17 protein-coding genes are annotated in these 17,294 nt (G+C 55.4%); 6 read left to right on the top strand and 11 right to left on the bottom strand.

Features of this window, described 5'->3' with window-relative positions; translation table 11 throughout:
- Position 1: 1 nt before the first annotated feature.
- Together tamB and tamA are read right to left on the bottom strand one after the other, a co-directional pair.
- Complete coding sequence (gene tamB, locus ACGS9J_RS16900; protein ID WP_442232014.1) at positions 2-3,820, bottom strand: autotransporter assembly complex protein TamB; 3,819 nt, start codon at positions 3,818-3,820, stop codon at positions 2-4.
- Entirely contained in the window at positions 3,817-5,553 is a 1,737-nt protein-coding gene (tamA, locus tag ACGS9J_RS16895) for an autotransporter assembly complex protein TamA (RefSeq protein ID WP_442232013.1), read from the bottom strand. The genes tamB and tamA overlap by 4 nt, the downstream gene beginning before the upstream one ends.
- 287 nt (positions 5,554-5,840) lie before the next feature.
- Between tamA and msrA the strand changes: the two genes are divergently transcribed.
- Positions 5,841-6,482 (top strand): peptide-methionine (S)-S-oxide reductase MsrA, encoded by a 642-nt coding sequence (gene msrA, locus ACGS9J_RS16890; RefSeq protein WP_442232012.1) that lies wholly within the window; start codon positions 5,841-5,843, stop codon positions 6,480-6,482.
- 177 nt (positions 6,483-6,659) lie between these two features.
- Positions 6,660-7,991 carry a hemolysin family protein gene (locus ACGS9J_RS16885; RefSeq protein WP_442232011.1) on the top strand — a complete coding sequence of 444 codons (1,332 nt, stop codon included), beginning with the start codon at positions 6,660-6,662 and terminating at the stop codon, positions 7,989-7,991.
- 75 nt (positions 7,992-8,066) lie between these two features.
- Here ACGS9J_RS16885 and ACGS9J_RS16880 read toward each other — a convergent pair whose 3' ends face one another.
- Positions 8,067-8,273, bottom strand: a complete 207-nt coding sequence (locus ACGS9J_RS16880; protein ID WP_012004917.1) for a DUF1107 domain-containing protein — start codon at positions 8,271-8,273, stop codon at positions 8,067-8,069.
- Between the two features lie 327 nt (positions 8,274-8,600).
- On the opposite strand from ACGS9J_RS16880, the gene ACGS9J_RS16875 reads away from it, so the two are divergent.
- Positions 8,601-9,158, top strand: coding sequence for a YtfJ family protein (locus ACGS9J_RS16875; protein WP_442232010.1), 558 nt, complete (start codon positions 8,601-8,603; stop codon positions 9,156-9,158).
- Between the two features lies 1 nt (position 9,159).
- Here ACGS9J_RS16875 and cysQ read toward each other — a convergent pair whose 3' ends face one another.
- The gene (gene cysQ, locus ACGS9J_RS16870) at positions 9,160-9,900 is read right to left on the bottom strand and encodes a 3'(2'),5'-bisphosphate nucleotidase CysQ (protein WP_442232166.1); all 741 of its coding nucleotides are present in this window, start codon (positions 9,898-9,900) and stop codon (positions 9,160-9,162) included.
- A gap of 256 nt (positions 9,901-10,156) precedes the next feature.
- Between cysQ and ACGS9J_RS16865 the strand changes: the two genes are divergently transcribed.
- Complete coding sequence (locus ACGS9J_RS16865; protein ID WP_442232009.1) at positions 10,157-12,109, top strand: bifunctional 2',3'-cyclic-nucleotide 2'-phosphodiesterase/3'-nucleotidase; 1,953 nt, start codon at positions 10,157-10,159, stop codon at positions 12,107-12,109.
- Positions 12,110-12,154: 45 nt separating this feature from the next.
- On the opposite strand, the gene fklB is transcribed toward ACGS9J_RS16865, so the two are convergent.
- Positions 12,155-12,775, bottom strand: coding sequence for an FKBP-type peptidyl-prolyl cis-trans isomerase (gene fklB, locus ACGS9J_RS16860; RefSeq protein ID WP_037423251.1), 621 nt, complete (start codon positions 12,773-12,775; stop codon positions 12,155-12,157).
- A 288-nt stretch (positions 12,776-13,063) separates the two neighbouring features.
- Between fklB and ACGS9J_RS16855 the strand changes: the two genes are divergently transcribed.
- Positions 13,064-13,735 carry an OapA family protein gene (locus ACGS9J_RS16855; protein WP_442232008.1) on the top strand — a complete coding sequence of 224 codons (672 nt, stop codon included), beginning with the start codon at positions 13,064-13,066 and terminating at the stop codon, positions 13,733-13,735.
- On the opposite strand, the gene ACGS9J_RS16850 is transcribed toward ACGS9J_RS16855, so the two are convergent.
- The 5 genes from ACGS9J_RS16850 to rpsF form a co-directional block, all read right to left on the bottom strand.
- Entirely contained in the window at positions 13,732-14,091 is a 360-nt protein-coding gene (locus ACGS9J_RS16850) for a DUF488 domain-containing protein (protein ID WP_442232007.1), read from the bottom strand. The two genes, ACGS9J_RS16855 and ACGS9J_RS16850, sit on opposite strands and share 4 nt — an antisense overlap.
- Before the next feature lie 108 nt (positions 14,092-14,199).
- Positions 14,200-14,652 (bottom strand): 50S ribosomal protein L9, encoded by a 453-nt coding sequence (rplI, locus tag ACGS9J_RS16845; RefSeq protein WP_442232006.1) that lies wholly within the window; start codon positions 14,650-14,652, stop codon positions 14,200-14,202.
- Between the two features lie 39 nt (positions 14,653-14,691).
- Positions 14,692-14,919: a 30S ribosomal protein S18 gene (gene rpsR, locus ACGS9J_RS16840; RefSeq protein WP_002210155.1), complete on the bottom strand. Its 228-nt coding sequence runs from the start codon at positions 14,917-14,919 to the stop codon at positions 14,692-14,694.
- Positions 14,920-14,923: 4 nt separating this feature from the next.
- On the bottom strand, positions 14,924-15,241 hold the full coding sequence (gene priB, locus ACGS9J_RS16835) for a primosomal replication protein N (RefSeq protein ID WP_442232005.1): 318 nt from the start codon (positions 15,239-15,241) through the stop codon (positions 14,924-14,926).
- 6 nt (positions 15,242-15,247) lie between these two features.
- Complete coding sequence (gene rpsF / locus ACGS9J_RS16830; RefSeq protein WP_442232004.1) at positions 15,248-15,646, bottom strand: 30S ribosomal protein S6; 399 nt, start codon at positions 15,644-15,646, stop codon at positions 15,248-15,250.
- Between the two features lie 456 nt (positions 15,647-16,102).
- Here rpsF and ACGS9J_RS16825 point away from each other — a divergent pair, with 456 nt between their 5' ends.
- Positions 16,103-16,369, top strand: coding sequence for a DUF1471 domain-containing protein (locus ACGS9J_RS16825; RefSeq protein WP_442232003.1), 267 nt, complete (start codon positions 16,103-16,105; stop codon positions 16,367-16,369).
- Positions 16,370-16,463: 94 nt separating this feature from the next.
- On the opposite strand, the gene yjfP is transcribed toward ACGS9J_RS16825, so the two are convergent.
- On the bottom strand, positions 16,464-17,216 hold the full coding sequence (gene yjfP / locus ACGS9J_RS16820; RefSeq protein ID WP_442232002.1) for an esterase: 753 nt from the start codon (positions 17,214-17,216) through the stop codon (positions 16,464-16,466).
- Between the last annotated feature and the right edge of the window lie 78 nt (positions 17,217-17,294).

Below are 17,294 nucleotides of genomic sequence, written 5' to 3'. Positions count from 1 at the left end.
GCTAAAACTCAAACTGATAGAGCAAATCTAATGCCTGGTCGAGACCAGACACCGCTTCCAGATACAACTTGGGCATCAAGCGGTAACGCAACGTCAGCGTGGCCAGAGAGTCGAAAATACCCACCCCATATTTTACTTGTAAGCCAGGGAGGACATAACCGCTCACGACAACCTGGGAACTGTCGCCGACACCCTGAGTATCCAGGGCCAAATTGCTTACGCCAAACGCCTCGCCGATTTTACCCACAAGTTGACCACTTTGTGCAACCCCCATCCCAATTAACATTGAGGTCATTGCGTTGCCATCGGCGCCGGAACTGCCCAATCCCTGCCCGCGCAGCAGATAAGACAGCGCTTCCTGCTGAGATTTGGCCGGATCCGAGAACACTTCCAGCTTCGGTGCATCCGCCAAGCCAGTGACGCGCACCCCTGCGGTGACGTCGTCCTCGGTCGAATCAGGATTACGGATCGCTTCAATATTAAGCAGCGGCTGATCCGGTGGCCCCGAGAACATCAACTGGCCCTTGCGGACGATCAAATCCTGTCCATAAGCATGGAAGCGACCGGCAGGGATGTCAATCTGGCCGTTCAGGCCCAGACCGTTCTTATCCTGTACTACTTTCAGATCGCCCTTCAGCTTGGCTTTCAGGCCAAAGGCATCCAAGCGTACATCGTCGCCCACGTGGATCATCAGATTGCTGTTGATCGGGATGCCCGCCGTTTTCGGCTGTATCGGTTTCAGTTGGTCATCCAGCATCACTTCGTCGGAAGAGATACCCACAGCGCTTTCCGGCAACTCCTGCACCGTAATGCGCGCCCATGGAATATCGACCGAACCATTGAGCGAGAACAACTGCGGCGTGGCTTCGAAGACCAGATCGGGCGAAACGTCGATACGGATCATCGGCGGTACCGTCACCCGCAGCTTATCGCCCTTGGCAGCGATACGAGCACGCCAGGCGTTGATGTCACGCCAGTCAGCGTCGCCCGACAGGTTAAGCTGCCCGCGCGTGGTGCTGACCAACCCTTCCAGGGTCGACGTCATGCCGTCGAAGTTCATCACCAGGCGGCCGTCTGTCATATCAAACGGCATCCAGTGACCATCAATATCAACCTTATCCAACGCCATCCGGCCATAGACCAGAGGTTTCTGCGCGCTGCCGCCCAGACGCAGGTTGGCATTCAGCATGCCCGCGGCTTTCTCGCCCTTCATCAGCGCCGGGTTAATCATCGCCAGCGAGATATTGGTGATATTGACGTTGCCGCTGATATTACGCCGCACCTGCGGGTCGACAACCTGCACGTTACCGTCAAACTGACCATTATTGGTCAATTTGATCAGCCAATCGGCCTGCGCCCGACCATTGGTCAGCCCGGCATTGAGGTTCAGTCGGTCAAAGGCGATCGGCAACGCATTGCCCTGCACCTGTTGAACGACCTTCACTCCATTACCCACCAGCGAGACTTTCGCCTCCGGCAGCGCACCGCCCGGCTTCCAACTCACGTCTGCACGTCCGGTGAACACACCGCTCAGGGCGGTATCCGGACCGAGGAAAGGTTTGATCATCGCCAGGTCAAAGCGGTTCAACACCACGCTGGCCTGGCCACTCTGGCCGGCTTCGATGGTTTTCGGCACGCACAATTCGGCGTTCGGGTTCTGCCAGCAGTGTGGCCCGATACTGATTTTTTGTGCGGTATTCAGGTAGTCCAGCGCAATGGCACGAGTTAAGCGCCATTCCCCCACCGGGGTATCGAAGCGAGTATTGTTCAGGTTGCCGCGCCAGCGCTGTTGTTGACGATCAAAACTGCCCTGCAGCGCCAGTTGGCCGGATACCGGCTTGCCGTCAATTTTCAGCTGCAGCTGATGCTGTTTCTCACTGCCTTTGGCCTCCAACGTCAGCAGGCTGATGTCCAACGCATCCTGCTTAAGCTGTTCGACACGCACCGCCAACTGCCCCTGGATCTGGTCGCTGGAGCGCACGTCGCCGTCAATTTTCACCCGGTTGATGCGCAACGCCTGCCACTGCAGGCCGGAAGCGGTCAGATCGGCCAGCAACTGCGGTGCCTGCAGGTTACCGCGCAGCTTAAGCAGGCCCTTCGCCGTACCACCCAGCCCTGGCAGAGCGCCGTCCAGACGCGGCGCGTCGATGTTCGCATCCAGGTTCCAGCTTTTCTCGTCCAACTGGCCCTTGACGTTCAGTTGGTTGCGCCCCAGGGTCAGATCGATGCCGGGGATTTTCCACTGCCCGGCGGCGTTGCCACTGAGTGTGCCGCGCGCGGTAACTTTGTTTTGCTTCACGTTACCGTCCAGCTGCAGCACCGGCACCTGCAATTGCCAACTGCCGCCGTGCAGGCTGCCGCGAGTGGTGATCTTGCCATCCAGCTTCGCCGGCCATTCCGGCCACTGTTTGGCGGTATTGATGCCGCTCAGGGTCAACTGCGAATTCCAGCTGATGGCCTTGCTCCAGTCCACCAGCGCGGTCAGATCGGTATTGCCCTGCAAGGCTGCCAAACGCAGGCGATCCAGTTTGAACTGTTCGACGTTACCTTTACCGTCCAGCGTCAGCACCGCCGGCGGCAGATCCTGGCCTTTGATGTTGGCGCGGGTCGATAACGCATAGTCGGTTGCCTTGCCATTGAAACGCAGGCGGAAATCGTTGACCTGATACTGGGCCTCACCGCTCAGCGGCCATTTCAGCTGTTTGCTTTGCAGCGTCAATGCCAACGGTAAACCCACTTCGGCCAGTTGGGTCTGCACATCAAGCTGCGCGCCGACCGGCCCAGACAGGTTGAGCGCCACCTTAAGTTGTTCGCGCAGCCCACCGCCGATGTTCAGTTTGACCTTTTCACCTTTCAGCGGATCGATATTCAGCGTGCTGTTGGCCACCATCTCCACTGGCCAGCTGCCGGTCAGCGTCGCCTGCCCCTGCGCCGACAGCGTGCCCTGCGGGGATTTCACATCGAAATTGTCCAGCTTGATATGCTGATCCTGGGTGCTGGCCTGCAGCAACAGGCTGGTAATCAACACCTCAGTGTCACCGGTCAGCCGCAGTTGTTCCCCACTGATCTCCTTGACGGTGATATCGAGCGGCAGGCGGATTTCCGGCAGATCCGGCAGCAGTGGCTTGGCGAACAGCGCTTTCAACGTTTCGCCCAGCGGCTTCTCCTCCGACACAGGGGCCGGTTTCGCTGTCTTGTCGACCTGTTCGCCCACCTTTTTCGCGACCTCGACCGCCGGCTGTATCGCCTCCGGTAACGGGTTCTGCGGGGTTTTCGGCAGTGCAATCAACAGACTGCTGATTTTGGTCGGCAGCAGGGTCAACGCACGTTCCTGCCACTGAGCACCGGTACGGAATTCACCGAGAGAGATTGCCGTGTCGTCTACGCTGACCTTAACGTTGTTCAGCGCCAGCATGCGCAAGGTAATCGGGTACGGCGTGCTCAGATTGGTGGTCGGCTCGCTGGTCTCTTCCACCGGCGCGGACGGCGTCATTTCTTTGGTTTTCACCACCACGTCGACGTCCTGTGCGGTCAGGGCGTTAACGCACAGCGAGCTGTTTTTAAAACAGGCCAGATCGAGCGACAAATGGAACTGCCCGGCATTCACCGTGACGCCCGGCATCTGATATTTCACGCCTTTCAGCGTCAGATCACGCCAGCCGCCGCTGACGCTGGCGATATCCAGCCCCGGCACCCATCGCGCCGCGCCGTTAATCACCATATGCAACCCACTGGTGGTACCGAGCAAGAACGCAATGCCGCCAATCAACAACAGCAAAAGGATCAGAAACCCAAAGCAAATCTTTTTAATCAGGCTCATAGTTCAGGCCCCAAACCAATATAGAACTGCACCCCGTGGGTGTCCTTATCCCCAACCGGAGCCGCGATATCCAGCTTCACCGGACCGACCGGCGACTGCCAACGCACGCCGAAACCCGCGCCGGTCTTAAAGTCACTTTGCTTGATATCGTTCACCGCTTCGCCGGAATCCACAAACACCGCTCCCCACCACTTGCCGGTCACGTTGTATTGGTATTCCAGCGAGCCGGTCAGCATTTTGGAGGCGCCAGTCAGCTTGCCGTCATCGTCGCGGGGTGAAATGCCCTTGTATTTGTAGCCACGGATACTGCGGTCGCCACCGGCAAAGAATCGCAGGTCTGGCGGCACTTTTTCAAAGTTGTTGGTTTCGATCCAGCCCACCTGGCCACGCGCGACAAAGCGGTGTTTGTCGGCCAACGTACGGATCCAAACGTTCTGCGCCTGGATCAACGCAAAGTCCACGTCGGAGCTCCAGGTGGTGTCCGACACATCGATGGAATAACGCTGGCTGTCACCCCAGGTCGGCATCAGACCGCCGCGCGAACGGGTGCGGTTAACGCTGACGCCGGGATACAGCAGCATGGTGGTGTTGGTGGTGTTACCCTGAGTAAAGTGGTCGAGACGCCAGGTCAGGTTCAACGCCCGCTGCCAGCCACTGGAGAGGTCCCAGTTACGGGAAACCACTGCTTTTGACGTGACGGACTTGGTATCGTTGAGGTCGACGTTCTTGAAACCGCCCTGCAGCAGGTAATACTGCTCCAGCGGGTTCTTCAGCAACGGGATTTTATAGGTCAAATCGAGCTGCTGTTCCGGGGCCGAAATACTGGCGCTGGTTTCCAGGCTGTGGCCGCGATCGTTAAGCCACGGCTTTTTCCAGGTGCCTTTGACCCGGGGGCCGACGTCGGTGGAGTAACCGATCCCGGTTTCGATGGTGTTGCGCGTGCGCGGCGATACCAGCGCATCTAGCGGCAAAATCTTGTTCTCTTTGGCATCTTTGAAATCAGGAGACACCACCACCGAGTTAAACCAGTTAGTGGCAGACAAACGGCGGTTCAGCTCAGCGAGATCTTCCGAGCTGTAATAATCCCCCTGATGAAAGGGCACCAGATTTTGCAGATAGTCTTCACGAATTTGCGAGCCGGTGAACTTCACCTGGCCGAAGCGGTAACGCTGCCCACTGTCGAAGTCGATATCCCAATAGGCTTTATGCAGATCTTCCGCCACGCCGAGCTGGCTCTTGGTCATATCGGCATCGAAATAGCCTTTGCGCAGCGCCAAGCCGTTCAGTGACCCTTTAAAACTGTCGTATTTGCCGTGATTGAGGATCTCGCCTATTTCAGGCTTGCCTTTCTTGACCAGCGACAGATAGTCGTCATCGGTTTTCGCACCGCCTTCCAGCGTGATATTGGCACCGGCGATTCGCACCGGTTCCCCCGGATTGACCTTGGCGTGCAACACCGGGCGTGCCAGCCCTGGCCGATCATCCAGCGTAAATTCGATGGTAGGCTGATAATAGCCCAGTGCTCGCAGGCCCTGACGGACCGCCTCGTCCACGCGTGCGCGGAAACGACCATCAGTACCCACCTCTTCCGGTGTGATGGAAGACAGACGCACCCGGACGTTTTTCTCCAGTTCCCCGCTAAGTCCTTCAACCTGCAGCCGCACATTCGCCGCAAACGCCGCAGGCGTCGCGAGCAGCGCACACAAAAAGCACAGGGCACGGTATCGTGGCACGCGTTCTCCTTAATTTATTTTACTTTCCTGTAATAACACTCACTCTGGTGCCAGGGCATACTCCGCGCTATCAGGACGGCAGCCCTTTTCAGCTTTATTCCAGACGTGGCATGTTACGGTTTTACTGTCGCAGTAAACTGGCGCATTCTTCGCTTTTGGCGCTCTAAATACTGCGTTAATCTGATACATAATCTGAATATGTAGCTTATTGTGGGCAAAGTTGCGGTTAGATACAACCGAACTGCCGTGTCTTAGGCCAATTCTTACTGTGACAACAGGAGTCAACCGTGGTGCCATTTTTTGATAAAACACAAACCATTGACCAGGCGAACGCACTGCCTGGCCGCACGACTCCCATGCCGGTTGCCACCCTCAACGTGGTTACCCACCATTCAATGACTCAGGTGCCGGACGGCATGGAAGTGGCCATCTTCGCCATGGGATGCTTCTGGGGTGTGGAGCGCCTGTTCTGGCAACAGCAGGGCGTCTACAGCACTGCGGCAGGTTACAGTGGCGGCTATACGCCAAACCCAACCTACCGCGAAGTATGCAGCGGCCAGACCGGTCATACCGAAGTGGTGCGCGTGGTGTTCGACCCGAAAATCATCAGCTATAAACAGTTGTTGCAGGTGTTTTGGGAAAACCACGACCCGGCGCAGGGCATGCGCCAGGGCGGTGACGTCGGCACTCAGTACCGTTCTGCGATTTATACGCTGACGCCGGAACAGCAGACCGAGGCCGAAAGCAGCCTGCAACGTTTCCAGCAGGCCATGAACGAAGCGGGCGACCGACGCACCATCACCACCGAAGTGGTGCCGGCACTGCCGTTTTACTATGCCGAGGATGACCACCAGCAGTACCTGGACAAGAATCCTGAAGGATACTGCGGCCTGGGCGGCATCGGCGTTTGTCTGCCACCTCAAGGTTAACCCTTTGGTCGGCGGTAATTTTTTAACCGCTGGCGGCCCCTGTAGGGCTGCTGCTATACTGTGCGGGCCGCATCTGCGGCCTGATAGCCTCCTTTCTGGTTGTTATCACTACTTTTTTTACAATGTACTACCCTTCCTCAAGAGCGCCGTCATCCCGTCGGCACGTATGGATAGATTATGTTAAACAGTATTTTACTGATTCTTTTTCTGATCGCAGTGAGTGCGTTTTTCTCACTGTCGGAAATATCTCTGGCCGCGTCACGCAAGATAAAACTGAAACTGATGGCTGACGAAGGTAACGTCAATGCCGCCAAAGTCCTTAAACTGCAGGAAACCCCGGGGCTGTTCTTTACCGTGGTGCAGATTGGCCTGAATGCCGTGGCCATTCTCGGTGGTATCGTCGGTGATGCCGCCTTCTCCCCTAGCTTTAAAGTGTTGTTCGATCGCTTTTTGTCCCCAGAAATGGCGGAGCAGGTTAGCTTTATCTGCTCGTTCGTGCTGGTGACCAGCCTGTTCATCCTGTTCGCAGATTTGACCCCGAAGCGCATCGGTATGATTGCACCAGAGACGGTCGCCGTCCGGATCATCAACCCGATGCGTTTCTCGATCATGATTTTCCGGCCGCTGGTGTGGTTCTTCAACGGCATGGCAAACCTGATCTTCCGCCTGTTCAAACTGCCGATGGTGCGCAAGGACGACATCACCTCCGACGACATCTATGCGGTGGTGGAAGCCGGTGCCCTGGCGGGCGTACTGCGTAAGCAGGAGCATGAGCTGATCGAAAACGTGTTCGAACTGGAGTCACGCACCGTGCCTTCATCGATGACTTCGCGCGAAAGCGTGGTTTACTTCGATCTGCGTGAGACCGAAGAAAGCATTATCGAGAAGGTCTCTACGCACCCACACTCCAAGTTCCTGGTGTGCGACGGCAACATCGATCAGGTGGTTGGCTACGTCGACTCCAAAGACTTGCTGAACCGCGTGCTGGGCAATCAGAGCCTGGTGCTGAGCAGCGGCGTGCAAATCCGCGCGGCGCTGATCGTACCGGATACCCTGACACTATCAGAAGCGCTGGAAAGCTTTAAAACTGCCGGCGAAGACTTTGCCGTTATTCTCAATGAATATGCGTTGGTCGTGGGTATCATCACGTTGAATGACGTAATGACCACGCTGATGGGTGATTTGGTGGGTCAGGGCCAGGAAGAGCAAATCGTCGCGCGTGACGAAAGCTCATGGCTGATTGAAGGCGGCACGCCGATCGACGATGTGATGCGCGTTCTGCACATTGACGAGTTCCCGCAGGCGGGCAACTACGAAACCATCGGCGGCTTTATGATGTACATGCTGCGCAAGATCCCGAAACGCACGGATTTCGTGAAGTATGCCGGCTACAAGTTTGAAGTGGTGGACATCGACAGCTACAAGATTGACCAGCTGCTGGTGACCAAACTGAGCGACAAACCGGCGGCGGTGTTGCCGAAAGCGCCGGAAGATAACGCACCAGCCTGATCCCAAGCGATAAAAACGTCAGCGGCCCCCTCGGGGCCGCAATTATTTTAGCTTTTGCAGGGTACTAACCGCGTATCAACCCATCTCGGTCTGCAATAACAGCACCTGACGGTTTACCTCTGACATCACACTGAAGTGGCGCCGGTCACGAATTTTCGGCAGCAGGATTTTCCCTTCGTCGAATTCGAACGCGCCTACATCTTTGATATACAGCCGGCCACGAAACAGGGTCTTTACGTACTTCGCCACTTTCAACGGATTATAACGCTGGAAGATTCTCATTCTATTACTCTCCTCCGTTTGGTCCATGCGCTCAGCGAGCCGCCAAGGTGGCAGCCTCTAAAGTTGGAACGCAACTTGATTGCCATGTAGTAGACCCAGTAAAGACCATATCGTTCATTTCTGCCTGGATTTCTTCACTGGGTTTACACTTTTTGACAGAATTGTATATGATAATATATAACTTTTTCAGTATATCCCTTCAAAATCCGGGTATTACCGATCAGAAGGGAAAACTGAGATCCGGCTAACAGGACAGACCTCCGATCACCACCTATGCTTTAGGCTGTCGGGTGCTGTCTGCACCGTTTCCCCTTCCAAGGAGAAGGCATGAAAAAAAGTCACCTGCTCATTGTATCCCTGCTGCTTGCCCCCCTTTTGGCCTCCGCGCACAACTTCCAGCTCCAGCAACGCGTCGCACCGGTCGGCGTCAGCGATAAAGGAGAGTTAAATTACGCTAATGATAAGTTTAGCTATCAAAACTGGAATAGCGCGCAACTCAGTGGAAAAGTGCGAGTTATCCAGCATATTGCAGGCCGCAGCTCCGCCAAGGAGATGAACGACCCACTGATAGAAGCAATCAAGAAAGCTAAACTACCGCACGATCGTTACCAAACGACGACAATTGTGAATACCGACGACGCCCTGCTCGGCACTGCGGTGTTTGTCCGCAGCAGCATTGAAGACAGCAAGAAAGAGTTCCCTTGGTCGCAGTTTGTGGTCGACAGCAACGGTAACGTGCGCAAGGCCTGGGATTTGCAGCCGAAAGGATCAGCCATTGTGGTGTTGGATAAGCAAGGCAGGATCCAGTTCGCCAAAGACGGCGCGCTGACGCCGGAAGAGGTGCAGCAGGTGATGGCCCAACTGCACCAACTTCTGGCGAACTGATTTAGAACAGCGCAACCCGGAAGCCGGGGTTAAGGAAAGATTCACGCGGCGTATAGAGCAGAGGTCTGCCCTGCCAATCGTGGATCTGCGCCCCGGCCGCTACGGCCACGGCATGACCGGCAGCGGTATCCCAGATATTGGTCGGCCCGAAGCGCGGATAGAGCTGCGCCTTACCTTCCGCCACCAGGCAGAATTTCAGCGAAGAACCGACGGAAACGGTCTGATGTTCGCCCAACTGTTTCAGATAGTCCTTTAGCTCTTCGTCGCTGTGCGAGCGGCTGACCACCACCAGTGGCGGATGAGCATTGCTGACGCCAATCGCCTGCCGTTGCCCCTTTTCTTCTTTCCAGGCTTTGCCGCGTTCGGCCAGGTACAGCACGTCGATCGCCGGAGCGTAAACCACGCCCATCACCGCCTGTCCGTCTTCAATCAGCGCGATATTTACCGTGAACTCGCCGTTGCGGTTGAGGAACTCCTTGGTGCCGTCCAACGGATCGACCAACCAATAGCGCGTCCAATGCTGTCGCACCTCCCAGGCCGGTGGATCTTCTTCCGACAGCAACGGCACATCCGGTGTTAACGCCGCCAGGCCGCGTTTGATAATGTGATGTGCCGCCAGATCGGCCGCCGTCACCGGGGAATCATCTTTTTTCTGTGCGACATCAAGCGGTTGTTCACCGTGATACACCGCCATGATTGCCGCGCCCGCCTCGCGGGACAGTTGGCAAATTTGCTCTAACATCATTCACCTCAGATATACAGTTCCGTGGGTCATTTCCCCTTTCTCATTGCTAGCAGCCTAGTTTTTTTTGCATCGAATATCCATCATAACGATTTAACCTTCGGTAATTACTCAAGTCTTTGCCGTCACAACTGTGACATTTCCTCAGATGCCTCGGCCGATTTTCTGCCAAACTTCACAGTTTGGTGAGACAACCAATGTTAATTACATGTCCCTCTGCGATAAAACTCGAAAAATGGAATGGAGAAAGCCAAAAATGATGAAGCGTCCGCTGACCTTGTCTGTCCTCGCTATGCTGGTTTGCGCCTCGGCGCAGGCGGCAACGGTCGATCTGCGCGTGCTGGAAACCACCGACCTGCACAGCAACATGATGGACTTCGATTACTACAAGGATAAACCGACCGAAAAATTCGGTCTGGTGCGCACCGCCAGCCTGATTGAGCAAGCCCGCCAACAGGCTGTCAATTCCGTCCTGGTGGACAACGGCGACATCATTCAGGGTAGCCCGCTCGGCGACTATATGGCAGCCAAGGGCCTGAAAGCCGGCGATATTCATCCAGTTTATAAAGCCATGAACACCCTGAATTATGTGGTCGGCAATATCGGTAACCACGAATTCAACTACGGGCTCGACTACCTGAAAACAGCCATTAGCGGCGCAAAATTCCCGTACATCAACGCCAACGTGATCGACGCTAAAACTCAGAAGCCGCTATTCACTCCTTATATTATCGTCGATACACCGGTAAAAGACCGTGACGGCAAAGAACATAGTTTACGCATCGGTTATATCGGCTTTGTGCCCCCGCAAATTCTGGTGTGGGATAAGGCCAATCTGCAGGGCAAGGTGAAGGTCAACGACATCACCGAAACCGCTAAACGTTACGTGCCGGAAATGCGTAAACAGGGGGCCGATCTGGTCGTGGCGATCCCGCACTCCGGCCTGTCCAGCGAGTCATACAAGGCGATGGCAGAGAATTCGGTGTACTACCTCAGCCAGGTACCGGGTATTGACGCCATCATGTTCGGCCACGCTCACGCGGTCTTCCCGAGCAAAGACTTCGCCAATATCAAAGGCGCTGATATCACTCAGGGAACGCTGAACGGCATACCGGCGGTCATGCCTGGCCAGTGGGGCGACCACCTCGGCGTGGTCGATTTGCAACTGAACAATGACTCTGGCAGTTGGAAGGTGGCCTCAGCCAAAGCGGAAGCCCGGCCGATCTACGACAAAGAGCACAAAAAATCGCTGGCAGCGGAGGACGCCGACCTGGTGAAAGTGCTGGCGGAAGACCACAAAGGCACGCGCGATTTCGTCAGCAAGCCGGTCGGCAAGGCAGACGACAACATGTACAGCTATCTGGCGCTGGTGCAGGATGACCCGACGGTACAAATCGTGAATAACGCGCAGAAAGCCTATGTTGAACACTACATTCAGGGTGATCCGGATCTGGCCGATCTGCCGGTACTGTCAGCGGCGGCACCGTTCAAGGTGGGCGGACGTAAAAACGATCCGGCCAGCTTCGTTGAAGTGGAAAAAGGCCAGCTCACCTTCCGCAACGCTTCGGATCTCTACCTCTACCCCAACACCCTGGTGGTAGTGAAAGCCAGCGGCAAAGAGGTGAAGGAGTGGCTGGAGTGTTCCGCCGGGCAGTTCAACCAAATCGACGTCAACAGCAGCAAACCGCAGGGCCTGATCAACTGGGATGGCTTCCGCACCTATAATTTCGACGTGATTGATGGGGTGGACTACCAGATCGACGTCAGCCAGCCGGCGCGTTATGACGGCGAATGCCAGTTGATCAACGACAAGGCAGAACGCATCAAGCAGCTGACCTTCAAAGGCAAGCCAATCGATCCGCAGGCGACTTTCCTGGTGGCGACCAATAACTACCGTGCTTACGGTGGCAAGTTTGCCGGCACCGGCGATCGGCACATCGCCTTCGCTTCGCCGGATGAGAATCGTTCGGTGCTGGCGGCTTATATCAGCGCTGAAACCAAGCAGCATGGCGCAGTACGGCCACAGGTGGATAATAACTGGCGCCTGGCGACCTTCAGCAGCCCGCAGCCGCTGGATATTCGCTTCGAAACCTCGCCAAGCGAGAAAGCGACCGCGTTTATCAAGGCACATGCCCAGTACCCCATGAAAGCGGAAGGTACGGACAACATCGGATTTGCGGTTTATCAGATTGATTTACAGAAGAAATAAACAATAAGGGCGCCTAACGGCGCCCTTGATAAAAGCAATGATGGCTTACAGAATTTCCAGCAGTTCGACGTCGAACACCAGCGCGCTGAATGGCGGGATGGATGCGCCAGCACCACGTTCGCCATAGGCCAGGTCGTGTGGAATATACAGCTGCCATTTGGAGCCGACCGGCATCAGGGTCAGCGCTTCGATCCAGCCTGGGATCACGCCGCTGACCGGGAATTCTGCCGGTTGGCCGCGCTCTACGGAGCTGTCGAACACGTCGCCGTTAATCAGACGGCCAGTGTAATGCACACGCACGCGATCCTGACGGGATGGGATTGGGCCATTGCCCTGCTCCAGCACGGAGAACTGCAGACCGGATTCGGTCAACGTAACTTCGTCACGCTTGGCGTTGTCCTCCAGGAACTTCTGGCCTTCAACGGCCATCGCCTGCTGACGATCACGACGCACGGCATCCGCACGTTCGTGGATTTCACGCAGCGCACGGTGCACTACGTCTACCGGAACCGCCGGGGCATTCCCTTCCAGCGCGTCACGCAAACCTGCCAGCAAAGCTTCCGGTTGTAAACCTTCCAGACCGGACTCTTGCAACTGCTGGCCGACCTGTAAACCAATCCCGTAACTCGCTTGCGCTTCAACGCTGTCAAAAGAAGGGGTTGTCATGGGGTTTTCCTTTAGTCTGTAAAAAGTCGAAAGCGCAGCATAACAGCGCCGCAATGCCGGGTAAAATCTTGTGTGGAGAATGATGACTTTTGTCGTAGAAAAAGAAACAATAACCCTCAGTTAACACCCGCTCCCGCGAGCCCAGGCAAATCGCCTGCCGCAACAGGCATGGGTTTGCTGCTGCCTTTCACTTCAATCAGTTAGCGGACTATACTGGAAGCAGGACATCGGGTCGGCGGTACACCCTTTTGTACCGTGATATTTTTACGCCGTTGAAGAGAGGTTACCATGGGCAGAATCTCGCCCAGGAGAAGGAAGACCACCCGTATCTACCAGCCGCTGCTGCGCACCTGGCTGAACTTCAGTCAGCGCCTGAAACCAGGCTCCGCACCAGAATCGGTAGAAGACCCGGATTCAGAACAACCACCGGCAAACGGTAAGGGGCAAAACATCAAAGCGTTACTGCTGAAGATTTGGCACCTGCCGGACGGCTTCGGTTGGATGGAGCCACTGCCTTATTTTCACCGCCGTTGGACCCTGATTTTCGGCATTATTCTGCTGCTGGCCTTGCTGTGGCCGTATTCATCGGAAAAGCAGCCATTCCCGGTCACCCAGCAGAATAACGGCGTTCCCTTGCAGGCCGATCTGCAAAATGACACTCAGCAGCAACACCAGGCTGCCGAGCCGGAACCGGCGGGCAACTGGCAACGCTACCAGATCCAACCCGGCCAGACACTGGCGCAATTGTTCCGCGACAACAGCCTGCCGGTGAATGAAGTTTTCGCCATGGCGCAGGTGGAAGGTAACGACAAGCCGCTCAGCAACATGAAGGCCGGCCAGGAAGTCCGTATCGAGCGTGATGCCAACGGCGTGATCACCGCGCTATCGGTCACCACCGCTGACAACAGCCAGGTGTTGTTCCGCCGCCAGGCCGACGGCAGCTATCGCCGCGAGCGTTAATCCGCTAACTGCGCCAACAGAAAGTCGCGCAGCACGATGCCGTGGTTGTGCTGTGTGTCTTTACTGCCGTAGAGCAAGGTCAAGGGTTGCCCTTGTCGTAATAACGCTACCAGTGGCTGCCAGGCGTCATTTTGCGCCAGTTGCAGCCGGTAGTGGCTCTCAAATACGTCCCACTGTTCAAGATGCTGATGATACCACTGCCGCAGCGCGTTATCCGGCGCGACCTGCTTTAGCCACTGCACGCCCAACAACCGCACCTTACTGATCCCCCGCGGCCACAAGCGATCAATCAGATAACAATGCTCCGGCGCCGGGCCGGTAAAATCGTAGACGCGTTGTAAGATAATTTCTGCCATTTGCCGCTGCTCCTCACTCATGGTGATTGCAGGGTAGCGTGTTTTGCCGGATGCAGAAAAGCAAAACGCCAGCACGAGGCTGGCGTTTTGCTTGGCGAGCAGGAGCGATTAAGCTTCTGCTACCACAACTACATTCAGCTGTGCGAATACGTCGCTGTGTACCTGGAATTGAACTTCGTGTTCACCAGTGGTACGCAGAACGCCATTCGGCAGACGAACTTCGCTCTTGGCAACTTCAACGCCTGCCGCAGTAACTGCGTCAGCGATGTCGCGGGTGCCGATAGAGCCGAACAGTTTACCTTCGTCGCCTGATTTAGACGCGATGGTGACTGAACCCAGTTCGTTGATCTTGGTTGCGCGAGCTTCAGCAGCAGTCAGAATGTCAGCCAGTTTGGCTTCCAGTTCAGCACGGCGTGCTTCGAAGAACTCTACGTTTTTCTTGGTAGCAGGAACAGCTTTGCCCTGTGGTACCAGGAAGTTACGGGCGTAGCCCGCTTTAACGTTAACTTGATCACCCAGGCTGCCCAGGTTTGCTACTTTATCAAGCAGAATAACTTGCATTACCTTATCCTCTTAAAGTCGTTAATAGACGGCGGCCGATTACTGATGACGATCAGTGTATGGCAGCAGGGACAGGTAGCGAGCACGCTTGATGCAGCGAGCCAGCTGACGCTGGTATTTGGCACGAGTACCGGTAATACGGCTCGGGACAATTTTACCACTTTCAGTGATGTAGTTTTTCAGCGTTGCGATATCTTTGTAATCGATCTCAACAACGCCTTCCGCTGTGAAACGGCAGAACTTGCGACGACGGAAATAACGTGCCATTTGGCTAGTCTCCAGAATCTATCAATTCAATCTGCTCGGCATGCAACACCGTTTTATTCAGCCCATTGCGCCCTTGATGGCTACTAATGAAACCTGAAACGGTGAGAAGCGTACCGACCGTTATACTTTGAGTAATGGCCTGATGGGCCTTGCCGCTGATAATCACCGGCATACGACACCAGGCTTGCCGGGTAAAACCGGCTTCCACTTGCACTGAACGGTGCTCAAGCACGAACTGGCAATGTGGAATACCTGACGGGCTCACTTTACGCGTCGGCGTCTTGCACACAGTGCCAGACAACGTCAGCCGATTAGCCGTCACGGTAAATTACTCTTCAGAATCCCCAGCATCTGCATCATCTGTGGTTTCGTTAGCGAAGTCTTCGCGGCGATCGCCACGACGTTCGTCTTTCGCTTTAACCATCGGAGATGCTTCAGTTACCGCGTGCTTAACGCGCATAACCATGCTGCGGATAACGGCGTCGTTGAAGCGGAAGTTTGTTTCCAGCTCATCGATCGCTTCCTGCGGAGCTTCAACGTTCAGCAGAACGTAGTGAGCTTTGTGCAGTTTGTTGATCGGGTAAGCCAGTTGACGGCGGCCCCAGTCTTCCAGACGGTGAATCTGACCAGCAGCGTTAGTGATGGTAGCACTGTAACGCTCGATCATGCCCGGAACCTGTTCGCTTTGGTCAGGATGGACCATAAAAACGATTTCGTAATGACGCATCGAATTGCTCCTTACGGATTATTCAGCCTCCTGTCAGGGTCAACCGCGGCCCATGGAAGCAAGGAACGTGTATGTGTGTGCGGCTGAAAAAATGACGCGTAATCATACTTGCGCAGGCTGGGAAACTCAAGAACAGAAGGGAATTTATTATCGGTAATGAGAGCGGAATGCAGAAATAGCACGATTTGCTGCCTGTACAACCTATGTACAGAGATCCATCAGTTCAAAAAATCTTTCAATGAAATCATCACTGAGGTGCAAATCTCATTCATTTTTTTTGAAAAAGGCTATCAAAAAGCCCCCCTTTTTAATCCTGCGGCAAGGTCTAAAATTGTTGTTATCCGCCGCAGACAGCGCGACGAAAAGATTTGAGGTTATTCAATATAGACAAATAACTTTTTGCTGCACTGGCATCGGCTGTCAGGCCGCTGAAGCAAACAGTTAAGAGAGGCACTTATGAAACGCATTACCATCGCCACCGCCATTGCTTTACTGTTTTCCGCCAACGTCATGGCCGCTACCGAGATCACCTCACATCAGGCAGACCAGCGCCAGAGCGTCGGGTTTGTCTCGCTGAACCAGAACGTGGTATCCCCGGATGACGCCAGCAGCCAGGTGAGCAAAATCGCCGATCAGCGCGGTGCCACCGCCTACCGGATCATTGCTCTGCATGAACCTGAAAACAACAGCACCCTCCACGTCAGCGCAGAACTGTACCGTTAAGCGAAAATGCAGTACCGGGGAAACAAGCCGCACCCAACAGCGGCAAATTAAAATGTGAATATCACCATCGGCCCCCTGCTCTCAGGGGGCTTTTTTACAGTGTTTGCGCAAAGAAATCGGCCGTCGCCTTGAGCGCCTGCGGCGTAATGCGGTGCTTGACGTCCGGTTCGGTCAGTAATGTCAGCTGCCGGTCCCAGCCACTCTGGCGCAGTTCAGTCGCCAACCGCCGACTCTCCGCCGCCGGCACCAGATCATCCGCTTCGCCGTGCCACAGCAGCAGCGGACGATCGGCAATTTTTTCCAACTGGTGCTCCAGGCCATAATCCGCCAGCGCGGCAATGCGTGTCTCAAAGCCGCTAGCCGTCAAAGGCCGGCCCTGCTCATCCAACGGCGGGAACAACGTCTGCGCCAGGGAGCTGTAATAACCGGCCCCCATCAGGCTGGCTGCGGCTTTCACCCATGGGTAACGGGCAAAGCTGCCCAACGTCGTCATCCCGCCCATGGATGCGCCGGCGACACCGATGCGCCCCTCGGCAACCAGACCGCGCTGTTCAAAGTGCGCCTTCAGCGCCGGTAACTCATCGATATTGCTACGCAGGATCTCCCAAAAGCGAGACATCCGCTTTTGTTCATCGCCGTCAAAGCGCTCGCCGTGCAAATCGGCATCCGGCAGCACCACGCGAAACCCAACCCTGGCTAACGCATAGGCAAAGTAGGCGTAGACTTCTTTTGAAGAGGTATACCCATGGTAGAAAAATACCGTCGGCAGCGGCTGATGGTACTGCCCCGCCGGCACCGCGTGGATCACCGCAATATCCCCCACACGCTCGTCATAGATTTCAATCATTCATTTTCCCTCCGCATAGCCGTTGCCCCCATAATGGCAAACTTGAGCTAAAAAGCATTAGCTTAATCTGTTCCAATT

The sequence above is a fragment of the Serratia quinivorans genome, from assembly GCF_052113645.1.
Lineage (GTDB): Bacteria > Pseudomonadota > Gammaproteobacteria > Enterobacterales > Enterobacteriaceae > Serratia > Serratia quinivorans_B.
Note: the sequence above shows the minus strand (reverse complement) of the source record. Positions and strands in the feature narration are given on the sequence as shown.